Origin of the sequence: Zhenhengia yiwuensis (genome assembly GCF_014384995.1) — a bacterium.
Lineage (GTDB): Bacteria > Bacillota > Clostridia > Lachnospirales > Cellulosilyticaceae > Zhenhengia > Zhenhengia yiwuensis.
Genome location: NZ_JACRSY010000002.1, coordinates 140149 through 156424 on the forward strand (window position 1 = coordinate 140149; position 16276 = coordinate 156424).

Genomic DNA, 16276 nt, shown 5'->3' on the forward strand with positions numbered 1-16276 from the left:
AAAATTACTTATCAAGATGCAGGTGTTGATGTACATCGTGGTTATGAAGCGGTAAGCAAAATGAAGGAACACGTTAAATCTACTTTTACAGATGGTGTATTAACGGATATTGGTAGCTTTGGTGGCTCTTATTCGATTGCAAAATACATGGGTATGGAAGAACCTGTTCTTGTGTCAGGAACAGACGGTGTAGGGACAAAGCTTAAGCTTGCTTTTGATTTGAATAAACATGATACAATTGGAATTGACTGTGTAGCTATGTGTGTAAATGATATTTTATGTAGTGGAGCTATTCCACTTTTTTTCCTTGATTATATCGCAACCGGACGCATCTCTCCAGAGCAAGTTGCTGAAATTGTAAAAGGTATAGCAATAGGATGCAAAGAAAGTTTATGTGCTCTTGTAGGGGGAGAAACAGCGGAAATGCCAGGGTTCTACAAAGATGGTGAATATGATGTAGCTGGTTTTGCAGTAGGTATTGTAGATAAAGCTAAAATGATTGATGGAAGCAAGATGAAAGCTGGAGATGTAATCATTGGACTTCGTTCATCAGGTGTACATAGTAATGGTTATTCACTTGTTAGAAAAATAATTGATACTTATAAATTAGACCTTAATGCATATTGCGAAGAGCTAGGTGAAACTTATGGTGAGGCTTTCTTAAAACCAACTAAACTTTATGTAAAAGCAGTTATGGCTGCAAAAGAAGCTGCAGAACTTAAAGGTATCGCGCATATTACAGGTGGTGGCTTCATTGAGAATGTACCACGTATGCTTCCAGAAGGTGTAGATGCAAGAATTAGTCTTAATGCTATCGATGCACCTAAAGTTTACACACTTCTTGAAAAATTAAGTGGTTTAGAAATCAATGAACTTTACAATACATTCAACATGGGTATTGGGATGATGATTGTTACAGCAAAAGAAGATGCTGATAAAGTAGTAGAAGCACTTTGTAAAGTTGGTGAAGAGGCAACTATAATTGGTGAAATTGTAGAGGGTAACAAAGAGGTTATATTATGTCAGGATTAAGACTAGGTGTACTGGTATCAGGATCAGGGAGTAATCTTCAAAGTATTATTGACGCAGTAGAGGCAGGCAATCTCAAAAGTGAGATTGTCTGTGTCCTTTCTAATAAAGAACAGGCATTTGGATTAGAACGTGCAAGAAAGCACGGTATTCCAGCCTATTTCATTAATCCAAAAGAAGCAGATTATGATGTGAAGGTTCTAAATTGTTTACAGGAACATGATGTAGAATTAGTAGTCCTTGCAGGCTACCTTAAAATAGTAGATGCCAATATGATTGAAGTTTATAAAGGACGTATGATTAATATTCATCCTTCTCTTTTACCTAAATTCGGCGGTAAAGGCTATTATGGTATTAAAGTACATGAAGCAGTTCTTGCAGCAGGGGAAAAAGAAAGTGGGGCCACTGTACATTTCGTAGAAGTAGGGATTGATACAGGAGAAATCATTCTTCAGGAAAAAGTACCTGTCTATGAAACAGATATACCTGATGAGCTTCAAAAGCGTGTACTTCATGAAGTTGAACACAAAATATTAGTCAAAGCCATTAAAAAGCTAGAGGAGGAAAGAGCATGAATATTCTTATCGTAGGAAACGGTGGACGTGAATCAGCTATTGCAGATACGATTAAACGCTTTAGACCAGAAGTAAATCTATTTGTAGCACCAGGTAATGGTGGAACAGCAACAAAATATACAAATGTAGATATTGCAGTCAATGAAATTGAAAAACTTGTAAATTTTGCAAAAGATAATGCTATTGACTTAACAGTGATTGGACCAGAAGAGCCACTTGTACTCGGTATTGTAGATGCTTTCCAAGAAGCACAGTTAAATGTATTTGGACCAAATAAAGCATGCAGTACTTTTGAAGGAAGCAAAGATTTTACAAAAATCTTTTTAACTAAATATGATATTCCAACAGCAAAATATTTAACCTTTACTAAAGAAGAAGAAGCGAAAGCTTTAGAAGCAGTTAGAACTTTTAGCTTACCTGTAGTTGTAAAAGCAGATGGACTTGCAGCAGGGAAAGGTGTTATTATTGCCCAGAGCTATGAAGAAGGTGAAACAGCTATTCGTGAAATTTTCAGCAATAAGTTTAAAGGGGCAGGCGATAAACTTGTTATTGAAGAATTCCTAAATGGTATAGAAGCCTCTCTGCTTTGCTTTGTAGATGGCAAAAGCATTGTACCACTTGCAACAGCTAGAGATTACAAACGTGCGTTAGATCATGATGGTGGTCTTAATACAGGGGGAATGGGGGGGTTCTCACCAAATCCTATTATTACAGATAAAGTCATGATCCAAATTGAAAAAGAAATTTTAGAACCTATCATTCAGGGTTTTAAAGCTGAAGAACTGGATTATAGAGGGATCTTGTTTATTGGTCTTATGATTGATGAAAAAGGACCTAAGGTACTTGAATTTAATGTACGCTTTGGAGACCCTGAAACACAAAGCATCTTATCTCGTCTTGAGACAGATTTAGTAGACATATTCCATGCTTGTATGAGCGGAACGCTTGGTCAAATTGAGCTTAAATGGAATAGTAAACCAAGTGTGACAGTTGTTCTTGCAAGTCGTGGCTATCCAGAAACAAGTGAAAAGGATGTAGTCATTAATGGACTAGATACATTAGAGGCAGATACTTATCTTTATCATGCAGGTTCAAAACTTGTAGATGAGCAAATTTTAACAAATGGCGGAAGAGTGCTTGCAGTAACAAGACTTGGGGATACACTTGAAGAAGCAAGGAATGCAGTTTATAAAGAAGTCATGAAAATTCATTTTGCGGGTATGCAGTATAGATCTGATATCGGAAAGATAGAATAAGAGAGTTTTAAAATTTTTTATTTAGAAGGGTAGCTTAGCTACCCTTTTTTGGTTTAAAGAGAGTGATGAGATGGAATCTTTTTAGGCAAGGAAGAATTAGAAATGAGTTGTTTCAATAACGAAGAGCAACAAAGACACGTACATGAGGTACAAGGAAGTGTACAAAGAGCTAAAATTCCAGAAGAGCCCTCATAATCATCGTTTATCAACATTTATAAAGGATTACATTGGTGAAGAAGAAATATAATCCTATTGAGTTATAAAAGTTCTTTTTAGCTGTAGTCTCCTCTATGAGGGGGTTACGGCTTTTTGTTGTGTCAAATAAGTATATTTTTGCAAAATAAAATCATAATAACTTTATACAAATCTCATGCTATAGGGCTTATAGAAGAAAGAGGTGAGTAAATGCAGGAGATTTATATCAAGCCTTATAAAAACAATAAAATTGAGGGGAAAAGGCAAATACAAATTAAAGATGTTGCTGATATAAGTGCACCTAAACATCTTAAATCTCAGATTGAGAGCATCTGTCTTTTTAAACCACAAGTTACGAAACTCACACATTTTGTAGTTAGTATTATTACCATTATAGATGCTATTCATAAGGAGTATCCAGATATATCTGTGCAAAATGTGGGGGAAATGGATGGGGTCATTGAATATAATCCTGTTAAGCCTAAGCCACATCCAGTATGGGAATGGGTAAAGCTTATTTTAGTTTGTATCATTGTTTTTGCAGGTGCTACAGTAGCTATTATGGCCTATCAAACAGACGTATCTATGGCTAAAACTTTTACGACTTTATACAAAGTTTTTACAGGAGAAATTAATGATAGCCCCGCATGGCTGACTGTTCCTTATGCCATTGGGATGCCTCTTGGGATTATTGTATTTTATAACCATATTGGTACAAAGAAACTTACAGAAGATCCTACCCCTATACAAGTTGAAATCAATGAATATGAAACCAAGGTAGAGGATACAATTATTGATACCTTAATAGCTGAAAAGAGAGGACAGTATGAAGAATGAGTGTACTTTATGCAGGAGTATGTATACTATGGGGTTTTGCAACAGGGATTATTATTTCAACGGGTATTCTATCTTTTATTAATGCTATTGGTATTATTCCAAGACTTGCCACAAAAGCAAAAGTAACATTGCATTACTTTGCCTTTGCAAATGTATCTTTATTAGGTGTTATAACAGGAACTATTTTATATATATGGGATATTTACCTCCCTATTCCTAAAATAATTATTGCTTTCTTTGGGTTAGCTTTTGGCGTATTTGTAGGCTGTTTATCTATTGCAATAGCAGAGATTTTAGATGTAATTCCTATTAGTAAAAGTAGATTAAAGCTTAAAAGAGGCGCTTACATGGCCGTTTTAGCCTTTGCATTCGGTAAAATGATAGGAACTTTATTTTATTACTTATATCCAGGATTTCATTAACTTATAAAGGAGCTGAATTATATGGCAGATGTTTCAACACTCAAAAAGGATTATCAAACTGTCGTAGATAAGCATTCACCTAAAAATGAAGTACTCAAAAATTCTTTTAAAGCTTTTTGGGTAGGTGGCACTATTTGTTTAATCGGACAGCTTATTACAGAAGGATTTATTTATATAGGGTTTTCAGAACCTGATGCAGGTACATTAAGCACTATAACGCTTATTTTACTTAGTACCATTTTAACAGCACTTAATCTTTATGATAAAATCGGTAACTATGCAGGTGCTGGTAGTATCATTCCTATTACAGGATTTGCAAATTCTATGGTAAGTGCTGCAATGGAATATAAAAAAGAGGGCTACATTTTTGGAATGGGTGCAAAACTCTTTACAGTAGCAGGACCTGTTATTGTATTTGGGACAATTTCAAGTGTAATTGTGGGCATCCTTTATTATTTCTTATAGGAGGATTCATATGGGACATCTAGGTAAACAAACAATTGTTTTTCAAAATAAGCCTGTTATTTTAGAAACTTATAGTACAGTAGGTCCAAAAGAAGGGCAAGGGCCTATGGGAAGCGTATTTGATACAGTGCTAGAAGATGAGTTACTTGGAGAGAAAACTTGGGAAAAAGCAGAAGGTATGTTAATTAAGCAAACAGTACAAGGCCTTCTTACAAAGTCAGGTAAAAGGCAGGAAGATATTCAATATATTCTTTGTGGTGATTTGGAAAATCAAATTAACAGTACACAAGATGGTATTAAAGACTTTAATATTCCGTTTTTTGGCTTATACGGTGCTTGCTCTACAATGGGAGAATCTATGAGCCTTGGAAGTATTATTATTGGTGGTGGCTATGCGGATTATGTAATTGCAGGTGCAAGTAGTCATTATTGTACAGCTGAAAAGCAGTTTCGTTATCCACTCGAATATGGTGGGCAAAGACCGCTTACACAGCAGTGGACTGTAACAGGTAGTGGTTTTGTACTTTTAGGTAAGACAGGTACAGGACCCAAAATTCATAGCATTACAACAGGCAAAATTGTAGATTTTAATACAACCGATGTATTTAATATGGGAGCTGTTATGGCACCAGCAGCAGCTGATACGATTTTGACTCATCTAAAAGATACGAATCAAAAACCAGAAGACTATGATGCTATTATTACAGGGGACTTAGGTCAATGTGGAACAGATATATTATTGGATCTTACAAAACAATTAGGAACAGATATATCTGCAGTACATCAAGACTGTGGTCTATTAATTTTTGATAATCAGGCTCAGGATACACACGCTGGAGGAAGTGGTTGTGGATGTAGTGCATCTTTATTTTCAGGATACTTCTATCAACAGTTAAAAGATAAAAAATTAAAGAAAATCTTACTTGTACCAACAGGTGCGTTAATGAGTCTATGTTCTACTCAGCAAGGTGACAACATTACAGGAATTGCACATGCTGTAAGCATCTGGTGTGAATAAGAGGAGGAAAGTACATGGATTTTGCAATAGATCTTATAAAAGCCTTTGTAGTAGGTGGTTTACTTTGTGTGATTGGTCAAATTCTTATGGATCGTACAAAGCTTATGACAGCACGTATTATGGTTATCTTCCTAGTAGCTGGTGCAATACTAACTGCATTAGGTATTTATGAACCTTTTGTAGACTGGGCAGGTTCAGGTGCAACTGTACCTATTATAGGATTTGGTTATGCACTAGCTAAAGGGGCCATGGATGAAGTAGCTAAAGAAGGATATATGGGTATTTTAACAGGAGGTCTTAAAGCTACAGCGGCAGGTATTACAGCTGCCATTGTATTTGGATATTTTGCGGCCCTTCTTTCTAACCCAAAAAGTAAATAAGAAAAAGTGTCAATTGATAAAATTGACACTTTTTTGTGTAATTTTGGATTATTTTGGTATATAATTATCTGAAAATATGTTATAATACACACAACTATAATAATTTATTAAATGGGGGTAGGGGATGTTACTTGAAAAGAAAGATTTTATAAAATTGGAACAATCACTCTGTCTATTTAGATATATTATTATTTTTTCTATAGTATTTAACTTAGAAACAGACATGTATTATAACGAATCATTATTTGAAAGTGTAAGTATTCTGAGTGTTATGACTTCAGTATGGACTGCGTCTATTTATCAATTATGCAAAAAATATGGGACAACCTATAAAAGGCAATATTATCTTGGGATTATGGAATGGCTAGTAGATTTAATGATACTTGACCTATTTGCTTATGTGATGAGTCAATATGGAAATGGATTTATTTATTTTTTTATGATTTTACTTGGGATTATAGCTTTTATAAGATATGAGAGCAGTATAGTAACAGCCTTACTTATTATAGGTTTGTTAGGAAATACTTTTTTTGTTTATAAGAGCATTTATAAATACTTTTATGCTTTAAAAATACAGCGTTTTTATATGAGTGTTGCCATCATTATTTTAATAAGTTATTGGTTTTATTACATAGTTAGGAAGCACAAAAAGTCTAGGGAAAAGATAAGCCGATTACAAAGAGAAGTGCAACAGCTTAAAATAATTAATCAGAGTGTAACGAATCTCTATAGTATGAATACTGCTATTTATCAAGCCATTACATTAGAAGAAGTAGTAAGTCAGTTGCTTAAAAATATATATAAACTCATAGAAGAGACTGGAATAGGTATTATTTTATATGATGAAAATGGCATAGAAAGTAATTCTAAAATGTATACTTATGAAGAGGTATTACTCGATAGAGGTATAGGAGATAGTAGCATACCATTTAAAATGGTTTATGTGCAAAAAGAAATAGAGAATATTAGGGAATATAAAGCATATAAAAACTGTATTCTAAACTTTGAGCCTATTGTACTTAACGATAAACGAGATGGACTAGATTATACCTATACGATTTTGCCAGGAAACCATGAGAAGTATGTCTATATGTTTAACCTTATGAAAGATAATAAAGAATGTGGACTCATACTCATTAATGTACAAGATAGACTTGAAATAGATACGTGCAGACATATTAATGAGATTGTAAATCATGCAGGCATTGTATTATTTAAGCTTCAAAAGTTAGAGACAGCACATACAAGAGCTATTTATGACCAGTTAACAGGTGCTAAAACACGCCACTATATGGAGGAGGTCTTGCCTCGGTATGAAAAAAAGATAAAGCATATAGGGGGATGTATAGGTGTGCTCTTTATAGATATTGATCATTTTAAAAGTCTTAACGATAGATATGGGCATGCTACCGGTGATTTAGTACTAAAAACAGTCTCTCATATTATACAAGCAACTTTCTCAAAAGAAAGTCTTGTTATAAGGTATGGAGGAGAGGAATTTGTAGTGATTATCCCTAGTATACAAAAAGACTGGTTAGAAGAAAAAACATATGATTTATGCAAGTATATTGAGCAGTATGATTTTAAAAAAATGATATCTGACGCTAGTAGAATTACGGTAAGTATTGGTGGGGCTTTTTATCCTGATGACGATGTGCATATAGAGGATGTTATAAAGAAGGCAGATGAAGCTATGTATCAAGTTAAAAAGAGTACACGTAACAATGTATGTTTTTACAATACAATAATGGGTGATGGAGGAGTTTAAAATGAAAACAAAAATATTAGAATTGCTTGAACAGAATAGCAGATATAGTGCAGCCGATATAGCACTTATGTTAGGTTTAGAAGAGCAGGAAGTAGTAGATTCTATTAAAGAGATGGAGAAGGACAAAATCATATGTGGTTATAAGACACTTATTAATTGGGATAAAGTAGAGCATAGGGAAGTAGTGACAGCCCTTATAGAGGTTAAAGTGACCCCTCAAAGAGGTGAAGGCTTTGATAAAATTGCCGAACGTATCTACCGTTTCAGTGAAGTGAAAGCTGTTTATCTCATGTCAGGTGGTTTTGATTTAACTGTTATTATAGAAGGCAAAACCATGAAAGAAGTAGCGCTTTTCGTAGGACAAAAGCTTGCACCATTAGATGCCGTATTAAGTACAGGGACACATTTTGTACTAAACAAATATAAAGATCATGGTGTCATCTTTGAAGAAATTAAAAAAGATGAAAGGATGATTGTATCACCATGAGAATAGAAGATATGATTGCTAAAAAGGTGGCACAGATGCCTCCTTCAGGGATAAGAAAATTTTTTGATGTAGCCAATGAAATAGGAGATGTTATTTCACTTGGGGTAGGAGAACCTGATTTTGATACACCTTGGCATGTGAGAGAAGAAGGAATTTATTCTTTAGAAAAAGGTAAGACAGTATATTCTGCTAATGCAGGGCTTCTTGAGCTTAGACAAGAGATTTGCCGCTATATGCAAAGAAGATTTGATCTCATATACTCACCGACTAAACAGTGCCTTGTAACAGTAGGCGGAAGTGAGGGAATAGATTTAGCTATACGTACTCTTATTGAAACAGGGGAGGAAGTGCTTATTCCGGAGCCTTCATTTGTCTCTTACAAGCCTTGTGCAGTATTAGCAGGTGGAGTACCTGTACCTATACCAACTAGGGAAGAAGATGATTTTAAGCTTACAGCCCATGAACTTGAGAAGGCTATTACACCTAAAACTAAAATTCTTATTTTACCTTTTCCAAACAATCCTACAGGTGCCATTATGGAAAGAGAAGATTTAGAGGCTATTGCCAAGGTTTTAAGAGATAAAAATATTATCGTTATATCAGATGAAATCTATGCAGAGCTTACCTATGGAGGAGAACATGTTTCCATTGCTCATATTGAAGGTATGTATGAGCGTACGGTGATACTTAGTGGTTTTTCAAAAGCTTATTCTATGACTGGATGGAGATTAGGGTATGCAGTAGGACCTGCACCTATTATTAGTATGATGATAAAGGTACATCAATTTGCTATTATGTGTGCACCTACTACAAGTCAGTATGCAGGTATTGAGGCTATGCGAAGTGGAGATGAAGATGTAAGAAAAATGCGGGAGGCTTATGACCAGAGAAGACGTGTTATGTTAGATGGCTTTAGAAGTATGGGTTTATCCTGTTTCGAGCCTAAAGGTGCTTTTTATGTCTTTCCGTGTATTAAACGTATGGGGATGACTAGCGAAGAATTCTGTGAGAAGCTGCTTATGGACCAACGTGTTGTAGTGGTACCAGGTACAGCTTTTGGAGAAAGCGGAGAAGGCTTTGTAAGGGCATCTTATGCATATTCTATAGAAGTTATTAAAGAAGCACTTGCAAGAATAGAAGTATTTGTAAAAAAACACTTAAAGTGAGAAAAATAAAATAACCTCATCCGATATAGATATTGGATGAGGTTATTTTATTTTTTAATGTACGGATCCTTGACAATCAGGACAAACGCCATAGAAATAAAGTTGCTCATGAGAAAGTTTAAAGTGTGTTTTCTCTGAAACAAGTGCTTTTAAATTTGGTAATGCATCTTCTTCTAAATCAAATACTTGATGGCAACAAGTACAGATAATATGCGGATGTGAAGTTATATTTGCATCGTATCTAAAAGAATCTTCCCCTACATTGATTTGCTGAACAAGTTCAGCTTTTACAAGTGCATCTAAAGTCTTATAAACTGTTGCAAGACTCATAGTTGGATGTGTCTCACGTAAACTATTATAAATCATTTCAGCACTTGGGTGAATATTGGTATGCGAAAGCATATGAAAAATCGCAAGCCTCTGTGGCGTAACCTTTAAATGACGCTCACGTAGCAACCCTGCTGTAGAAAGCATAAAATCACTCCTAAATAATAATTAATATTATGTTTTTATTTTAGTACATACTAGATCAAAATGCAACTATAAAAAGGAATATTTAATAAATATCTATAATACATATACAGTAAAAGTGGTTGGAGGGGTAAGAATGTCAGATTTAGGAGAAATGTTAAACTTTGGTTTTGCTGAGCATATTGAGGCTGAATGGGATGTGTATATGGAAGAAGGGTATACCATTCAGGAGGCTACTACCCAAATTATTGATCAATATGAAGATATGCTAGATCAAGAGGAAAGTATAGCACTTTATGTGACACTAGGTATTATACAAATGGCGCTAGAGGACATGGACCCACGTGTGAAACGGGAAATAAATGAAATAATAGGTACTAAAACTTTAGAAAAATGCTTTAATAAGGGAGTGACAATAAAGCCTATATTGCAAATGTTAAAAAGACAATGTCGTTAAAAAGTGGCTACGCATGTGTAGCCACTTCTAATTGTGAAAGAATATTTTTGACTTCCGTAATAAAATCTTCCGTGTTTGAAATCTTAAAGAGAAGAGGAAGATCGGCTTCTCTTTTAAAATAGGCATAAATAAGATTTCTATGTAAATGGATAAAAGACTGATTAAGGATGGAGATTTCTTCATAATGATGATTTTTCTTAAGCTTTAGGAATTGTTTTGAATAGTTTTTATAAAGTATTGGAAAACTGAGTTTATACTTGCATCCTATAAAATAACGAGCACCATTAGGTGAGTGCATTTGTTCAAGCTTATAGATCTGATTAATGGATATAGGTTTGAAGGGTGTATAGTTTGTAAAGAGCAGATTACTAAGTTTTTGCACATGAGAAGTATTATTTTGAGTGATAAAAATAAAAGACTGTAAAGATTGTATAAGTGAGCGGGATGGAGGAGCTATGGGTTTATTTTTACAATAAAATGCCCATTGTTCAAGTACGGTAAAATAGCTGTGGGTAAGAAAGTTTGAGCGTAAGTCAATAGGCTGTTCATAATGCTTATAGGTGTGCATAGATGGCCCCCTTACATAGATTAAAGTATAGGTATAGTTTATAATATTATGATAGGTTAAACAATATACAAAAAAATATTTGCAAAATAGATGAAATTTTTATATGATATAAAGGTTATAGAAGCATCAAAGAGGAAGGAAGATAAAAGGAGGTAATAAGGTGAAGAAGAAAACATTAATAGGCATAGGCGTATGCGCTATTGTTATCCTCATAGGCTTATTTCTAACAAGATGGTATATAGATAGTCAAGTAGAGGCATTAGAAGTAGTGGAGACAGCACTTTGCGACTTTATAGTAGAAGAAATTGTGCAGATTGATTTTAATGACAAAACGACTCAAAGTTTTGTAAAACCAGGAGAAGATTGGATTAATAAGGTAAGAGAAGATGTGCACTATAATCAAGGGTTACTTAAAAATGTAGCTTACCAGATGAGTCATCTTACTTCTTATAAAATCCTTAAAAACCCAAAAGATATAGGCGCTTATGGCATTAATGAGCATTCAAAGGTTATTACGGTATACAATACCTTAAATGAAGTAAATACTTTCCGAATAGGAAATAAAGTTCCAGAAGAAAATGCCACTTATGTTTGGAACGATGAAAAAGAAGAGCTTGCTTTAGTGCTAGATATTAATCTTGCAAGTATTATGGTACCGACAGATGAAATGATTGATCCTAATTTTAAAGCACCAGCTTATGAAAGCGTTACAAAAATGAGCTTAAGTAAAAAAAATCAGCTTGTTATGGAAGTAACACGTGAAAGTGAAAGCTGGAGTGTAGGAGTACCTTTTATAACAACACATAAAGTATTAGATGGACAAGTTCAAGACTATATAACATTATTTGAAAATATTAAGAAAGAAAAAGTGGTGGAAGAAGTTGGTGACTTAGAAAGCTATGGGCTTGCATCACCAGAACTATTAATTGTATTAAATGATGAGTATAAGCTTGAATTTGGTAGTAGCCAAAATGGCTTGATTTACTTTAGAAGTAGTGAAGATTCAGGTATTTATCTAATTAAAGAAGCTGCTGTAAATACCTTATTTGAAGTAGAACCATTTAGCTGGATTGATAAAACCTTATATACATTTGATCGTAAGGCTTTAAAAGAAGTCATAGTAACAAAAGGAGAAGAAGTCTATACACTTCAACTTAAAGAATCAGAAAACGTACCGAATTTAAATGGTCATGTATTAGATGGTACTACAAAAGAAATGCTTTTAAGTGCACTTGAAGGGCTAAGTGCTTACTCTTATTTAAGTAATACAAGTTTTGAAGAGAATAATCCACGCCCGGCAGAAGTGACTATTCAATATATTAATGTAGATCAGTCAGAAGTTACACTAGAATTTGTACCTTATGACCCAAGCTTTGATCTTTTCAGAATGGATAACCATATTGAGTTTTCTGTAGAAAAGAAAATGGTAGTCGACTTAATAGAACTTTTAAAAAATACTTTGCAGGCGCAAGTGCAGCAATAAAAAGAGGCTGATTTAGCCTCTTTTTTCTATGATTATATAAAAATATTAGAAAAACTTTTGAATAAGTGTATCATAAAGATTATCAATAGCAGTAAAATCTATAGCATTAATATAATAGCTCTCAAGCTCATCATGCAGCTTTTTATTTGCACCAATCATATTACAAGCCTTATCAATAAGATCCATAAAAAGGCGTTTATCTTTATCTAACTCAAAATCTAAAGACTTTAGCCTAGCACTGTCTAGTGCAGCTGTTAAATCAAAGATAAGAGTTGGGAAAATGCGAGGCTTATGAAGCGGATGGCTAATAGTAATAGCTATATCTAGTTCAGGAATTAGAATATCCTCAATTTTATCAGGATCCATAGGAGAATGATAGCATTCTATAGCATAACCTTTAGCGGTAGCTGTATCACAAATAGACTGCATAACTTTTTTACTGTTACAGCCGAAGCTTTCTTTAATAAAATAGATATTTTTAGTTGTACCAATAAGGGTATGGATATAATCTAGTACACCTTCGCCAGTAATAGCTGTGCTAAAAAGGTGACGTACACTCCCTATACCTTCTTTATCTTTCACGTCTTTAAATACTTGATGAATAATGTCTTTTTCAATTTTAAGCTTAGCAGTAGGATTAATAGCTTTCCTTTCTGTAAAAATATAAGCATCATAAATATTTTTGGCAGCAGCTAAGTAATAGTAAGCTTTAGAAAAACCATCATGAATACGGTTACTAACAGCTATAATGTTATCTTTATAAGGGGTAAGTTTATCCGCATCCCAAAAGGTGCCGAAATTTAGAATTTGATCCGTTACACCAGGTGAAGCAGGATCAACCACATGAGGTGCTGTGCCATCCAGAAAAGCAATTTTAAGACTTGGAATAATCATAGCATCTAGAGAGCCGGGATCAGAAGAGCAGTGTAAAAACTCTACATCTAGCCCTTGCTCTGTAGCATAGGTACCTATGCGTTTCATAAAGGAAGATTTGCCTGTACCTGGGCCACCTTTAATAATATACAGCTGATTAGCTTCTTTTTGTGGTAAAATATAGTTAAAAAATGAGTGGAATCCATTTGGGGTATTGCTACCGGGGAATGCATGCTTAATAGTGCCGAATTGAGTCATAAAAACCCTCCTTGCAGATTTCGTTCTACTTAAATAGTTTATGTATAAAAAAATCAAAATATGAAAAGAGGGGCTTATGTATTTTATTTATATAGTAAAATGTAGAGATGAAACTTATTATACAGGCTATACAACTGACATAGAAAGGCGTTTAAAAGCACATAATGAAGGAAAAGGAGCAAAATATACAAGATGTAGGTTACCGGTGGAACTTGTCTACTGGGAACAGTATGAAGAAAAAAGTCAAGCACTTAAAAGAGAGTATGCCATTAAGCAGCTTACAAGAAAACAAAAACAACAATTAATAGGGAGGTCAGTTTATGCAGAGAAAGAGCATGCCTTATCTTAAAATTGTATTAGGTTCTTTAGCAGTAGCAACAGGGATTTATTATTTCTGGGCACCTGCTCAGTTGGCAGCAGGGGGCATTAGTGGTTTAGCCATTGTCATTCAGTATCTTATTCCAAGAGTACCTATCAGCTTTATTGTGTTTGGGCTAGATATACTCATGTTTTTAATAGGTTTTATTGTACTAGGAGCAAGTTTTGGGGTGAAAAGTGTGACATCTAGCATTTCTATTGCCTTGTGTATGCGCTTATTTGAAAGGATTACACCTACTGTACCTGTACTTAGCCATGATACACTGGTTATTTTGATTTTTGGTTCTTTATTTATTTCTTTTGGGCAGGCTGTTATATTTAATCAGGAAGCTTCATCAGGCGGAACGGATATTATTGCTAAAATTATTTCAAAATATACACACCTTAATATTGCCACCAGCCTACTCCTTGCAGATATGGCTGTCGTACTTCTAGCTATGGGAACATTTGGTATAGAGAAGGGGCTTTATGCCGCACTTGGTGTACTTATGACCACTACGATGATTGATTACTTTATTTCTGGTTTTAGCGTAGAAAAGCATGTGATGATTATACCGTCTACTGAGGAAGGTGCATCTAAGTCAAGAACCTATATATTAGAAAATTTAGGACGAGGTGCTACCGTTTATGAAGCAAAAGGTGCTTATAGTGGAGAGTGTAAAGAAGTCCTTATGACAGTTGTAGACCGAAGGCAATTTGTATTACTTAAGCAGTATGTAAGAGAGATCGATCCAGCAGCCTTTTTAACTGTACAAAATTTACATGAAGTTATGGGAGAAGGCTTTAGACTTAAAAATTGACAAAAGATAGGAGAAAAGACATGGTAAACTTAGGAAATGATTGGGATAAACTTTTAAAAGAGGAATTTAACAAACCTTATTATTTAGCACTAAGACAATTTTTAATTGAGGAGTATAGGACACAAGTCATTTATCCACCTAAAGAAGATTTATTCAATGCCTTAAAGGCAACATCTTATCAAGATACAAAAGTGGTTATATTAGGGCAAGATCCTTATCATGGACTAGGGCAAGCACATGGTATGGCATTTTCTGTTAATCCAGGGATAGCTATTCCACCTTCTTTAAGAAATATATATAAAGAATTGCAGGATTCATTAGGTTGCAGTATACCAGATAATGGCTACCTGATGCCTTGGGCAAAACAGGGTGTTCTTCTTCTTAATACAGTACTTACTGTAAGAGCTGGGCAGCCACAGTCTCACCAAAATAAAGGTTGGGAAATCCTTACGGATGAGATTATTAAGCTACTTAATCAAAAAGATGAAACAGTTATTTTCCTTCTATGGGGAAGTCCGGCTAAGAAGAAAATGAATCTTATTACAAATCCTAAGCATGTGGTACTGACAGCAGTCCATCCAAGTCCACTTTCAGCCCATAGAGGATTTTTTGGTTGTAACCACTTTAAACAAGTCAATGAAATTCTTGAAAGACAAGGAAGAGAAACTATTGACTGGCAAATTTCTAATTTAAAAGAGCACACTATTTAAATAGTGTGCTCTTTTAAATAGTTCTTTTTAAGGCCTAGGTCAACGTGCATGGAGTTATAGAAAAAGTCCTGAATAAAGTGAAGGTTATCTTCTCTAGAATGAGGGTATGAGGAAACTGTATTTTGGATAATAGCAATGAGGGATTTAGCTAATCTAATATTAAGAGAGTCTTCAATGCAGGAGAAGCTTTTTTTCTCAAAATTCTCAAAAAGACGCTCGATTTGGAAGAAGATTTGATGGAATAGGTCTGTCATTTCAGCTTCCATTTCTTGATAAGCAAGTATTTTGTAAATGAGCTTCCCCATTCCTTTACGCCCATGAATGTCATCATAAAGAACTTCAATACTACGGGAGAGCTTTTCTTCTGGCAATAAGGCCATTTCATAAATCTCATCTAAAGAATGAGAAGTAGTAGACCAACTTTCCTCTAAGACATGAATGAAAAGTTGTTTTTTGTTGGGATAATAGTTGTATAAGGTTCCAACGGCAATATTACATTTTTTTGCAATCATTTTCATATCGACCTGATTATAGTCATAGGTATTAAAAAGTTCCATGGCAGCTTGTTCGATGCGGGCATTAAGATTATGTATGATTTTTGGCATAGAAGCCTCCTTTTAGCTTTCTGAAAAATTTATATAAATAATTATATTTTATTATAAAAGTTTGATATAATAAAA

The 16276-nt window shown here is 34.4% G+C and carries 20 protein-coding genes; 16 read left to right on the forward strand and 4 right to left on the reverse strand.

The annotated features are described in order from the left end of the window. Positions 1 to 3: 3 nt before the first annotated feature. The 11 genes from purM to H8718_RS01810 all read left to right on the forward strand — a co-directional run bounded on the left by purM (position 4) and on the right by H8718_RS01810 (position 9598). Positions 4 to 1032: a phosphoribosylformylglycinamidine cyclo-ligase gene (gene purM, locus H8718_RS01760; RefSeq protein ID WP_334299071.1), complete on the forward strand. Its 1029-nt coding sequence runs from the start codon at positions 4 to 6 to the stop codon at positions 1030 to 1032. Further along, a complete protein-coding gene (gene purN, locus H8718_RS01765) occupies positions 1020 to 1604 on the forward strand; it encodes a phosphoribosylglycinamide formyltransferase (protein WP_177669343.1) in 585 nt (194 codons plus the stop codon). Before purM ends, purN begins: the two co-directional genes overlap by 13 nt. Continuing rightward, the gene (gene purD, locus H8718_RS01770; protein WP_249331302.1) at positions 1601 to 2860 is read left to right on the forward strand and encodes a phosphoribosylamine--glycine ligase; all 1260 of its coding nucleotides are present in this window, start codon (positions 1601 to 1603) and stop codon (positions 2858 to 2860) included. Before purN ends, purD begins: the two co-directional genes overlap by 4 nt. A 405-nt stretch (positions 2861 to 3265) precedes the next feature. Beyond that, complete coding sequence (locus tag H8718_RS01775; RefSeq protein WP_177669347.1) at positions 3266 to 3892, forward strand: stage V sporulation protein AA; 627 nt, start codon at positions 3266 to 3268, stop codon at positions 3890 to 3892. Then, positions 3889 to 4314: a stage V sporulation protein AB gene (locus H8718_RS01780; protein WP_177669349.1), complete on the forward strand. Its 426-nt coding sequence runs from the start codon at positions 3889 to 3891 to the stop codon at positions 4312 to 4314. Before H8718_RS01775 ends, H8718_RS01780 begins: the two co-directional genes overlap by 4 nt. Positions 4315 to 4335: 21 nt before the next feature. Then, positions 4336 to 4779: a stage V sporulation protein AC gene (spoVAC, locus tag H8718_RS01785; protein WP_177669351.1), complete on the forward strand. Its 444-nt coding sequence runs from the start codon at positions 4336 to 4338 to the stop codon at positions 4777 to 4779. Between the two features lie 10 nt (positions 4780 to 4789). Beyond that, a complete protein-coding gene (gene spoVAD / locus H8718_RS01790) occupies positions 4790 to 5797 on the forward strand; it encodes a stage V sporulation protein AD (RefSeq protein WP_177669353.1) in 1008 nt (335 codons plus the stop codon). 26 nt (positions 5798 to 5823) lie between these two features. Then, a complete protein-coding gene (gene spoVAE / locus H8718_RS01795) occupies positions 5824 to 6177 on the forward strand; it encodes a stage V sporulation protein AE (protein WP_177669985.1) in 354 nt (117 codons plus the stop codon). 124 nt (positions 6178 to 6301) lie between these two features. Next, positions 6302 to 7945: a GGDEF domain-containing protein gene (locus H8718_RS01800; protein ID WP_249331304.1), complete on the forward strand. Its 1644-nt coding sequence runs from the start codon at positions 6302 to 6304 to the stop codon at positions 7943 to 7945. A gap of 1 nt (position 7946) precedes the next feature. Beyond that, positions 7947 to 8432, forward strand: a complete 486-nt coding sequence (locus H8718_RS01805; protein ID WP_177669357.1) for an Lrp/AsnC family transcriptional regulator — start codon at positions 7947 to 7949, stop codon at positions 8430 to 8432. Positions 8433 to 8434: 2 nt separating this feature from the next. Continuing rightward, complete coding sequence (locus tag H8718_RS01810) at positions 8435 to 9598, forward strand: aminotransferase class I/II-fold pyridoxal phosphate-dependent enzyme (protein ID WP_249331353.1); 1164 nt, start codon at positions 8435 to 8437, stop codon at positions 9596 to 9598. Between the two features lie 54 nt (positions 9599 to 9652). Here the strand turns inward: H8718_RS01810 and H8718_RS01815 are convergent, their stop codons facing one another. After that, complete coding sequence (locus H8718_RS01815; protein ID WP_177669361.1) at positions 9653 to 10072, reverse strand: transcriptional regulator PerR; 420 nt, start codon at positions 10070 to 10072, stop codon at positions 9653 to 9655. Between the two features lie 133 nt (positions 10073 to 10205). On the opposite strand from H8718_RS01815, the gene H8718_RS01820 reads away from it, so the two are divergent. Continuing rightward, the gene (locus tag H8718_RS01820) at positions 10206 to 10526 is read left to right on the forward strand and encodes a hypothetical protein (protein WP_249331305.1); all 321 of its coding nucleotides are present in this window, start codon (positions 10206 to 10208) and stop codon (positions 10524 to 10526) included. A gap of 7 nt (positions 10527 to 10533) precedes the next feature. Here the strand turns inward: H8718_RS01820 and H8718_RS01825 are convergent, their stop codons facing one another. Then, the gene (locus H8718_RS01825; RefSeq protein WP_249331306.1) at positions 10534 to 11094 is read right to left on the reverse strand and encodes a hypothetical protein; all 561 of its coding nucleotides are present in this window, start codon (positions 11092 to 11094) and stop codon (positions 10534 to 10536) included. A 160-nt stretch (positions 11095 to 11254) separates the two neighbouring features. Between H8718_RS01825 and H8718_RS20735 the strand changes: the two genes are divergently transcribed. Next, on the forward strand, positions 11255 to 12577 hold the full coding sequence (locus tag H8718_RS20735) for a DUF4340 domain-containing protein (protein WP_249331307.1): 1323 nt from the start codon (positions 11255 to 11257) through the stop codon (positions 12575 to 12577). Between the two features lie 45 nt (positions 12578 to 12622). Here H8718_RS20735 and H8718_RS01835 read toward each other — a convergent pair whose 3' ends face one another. Beyond that, the gene (locus H8718_RS01835) at positions 12623 to 13708 is read right to left on the reverse strand and encodes an ATPase (RefSeq protein WP_249331308.1); all 1086 of its coding nucleotides are present in this window, start codon (positions 13706 to 13708) and stop codon (positions 12623 to 12625) included. Between the two features lie 76 nt (positions 13709 to 13784). Here H8718_RS01835 and H8718_RS01840 point away from each other — a divergent pair, with 76 nt between their 5' ends. From H8718_RS01840 to H8718_RS01850, 3 genes are read left to right on the forward strand one after another with little or no spacing between them, the layout of a single operon-like run. After that, entirely contained in the window at positions 13785 to 14057 is a 273-nt protein-coding gene (locus H8718_RS01840) for a GIY-YIG nuclease family protein (protein ID WP_249331309.1), read from the forward strand. Then, on the forward strand, positions 14029 to 14886 hold the full coding sequence (locus H8718_RS01845) for a YitT family protein (RefSeq protein WP_249331310.1): 858 nt from the start codon (positions 14029 to 14031) through the stop codon (positions 14884 to 14886). The genes H8718_RS01840 and H8718_RS01845 overlap by 29 nt, the downstream gene beginning before the upstream one ends. 20 nt (positions 14887 to 14906) lie before the next feature. Further along, entirely contained in the window at positions 14907 to 15596 is a 690-nt protein-coding gene (locus H8718_RS01850) for a uracil-DNA glycosylase (RefSeq protein ID WP_249331311.1), read from the forward strand. Here H8718_RS01850 and H8718_RS01855 read toward each other — a convergent pair. Then, positions 15593 to 16201 (reverse strand): TetR/AcrR family transcriptional regulator, encoded by a 609-nt coding sequence (locus H8718_RS01855; protein ID WP_249331312.1) that lies wholly within the window; start codon positions 16199 to 16201, stop codon positions 15593 to 15595. The two genes, H8718_RS01850 and H8718_RS01855, sit on opposite strands and share 4 nt — an antisense overlap. Between the last annotated feature and the right edge of the window lie 75 nt (positions 16202 to 16276).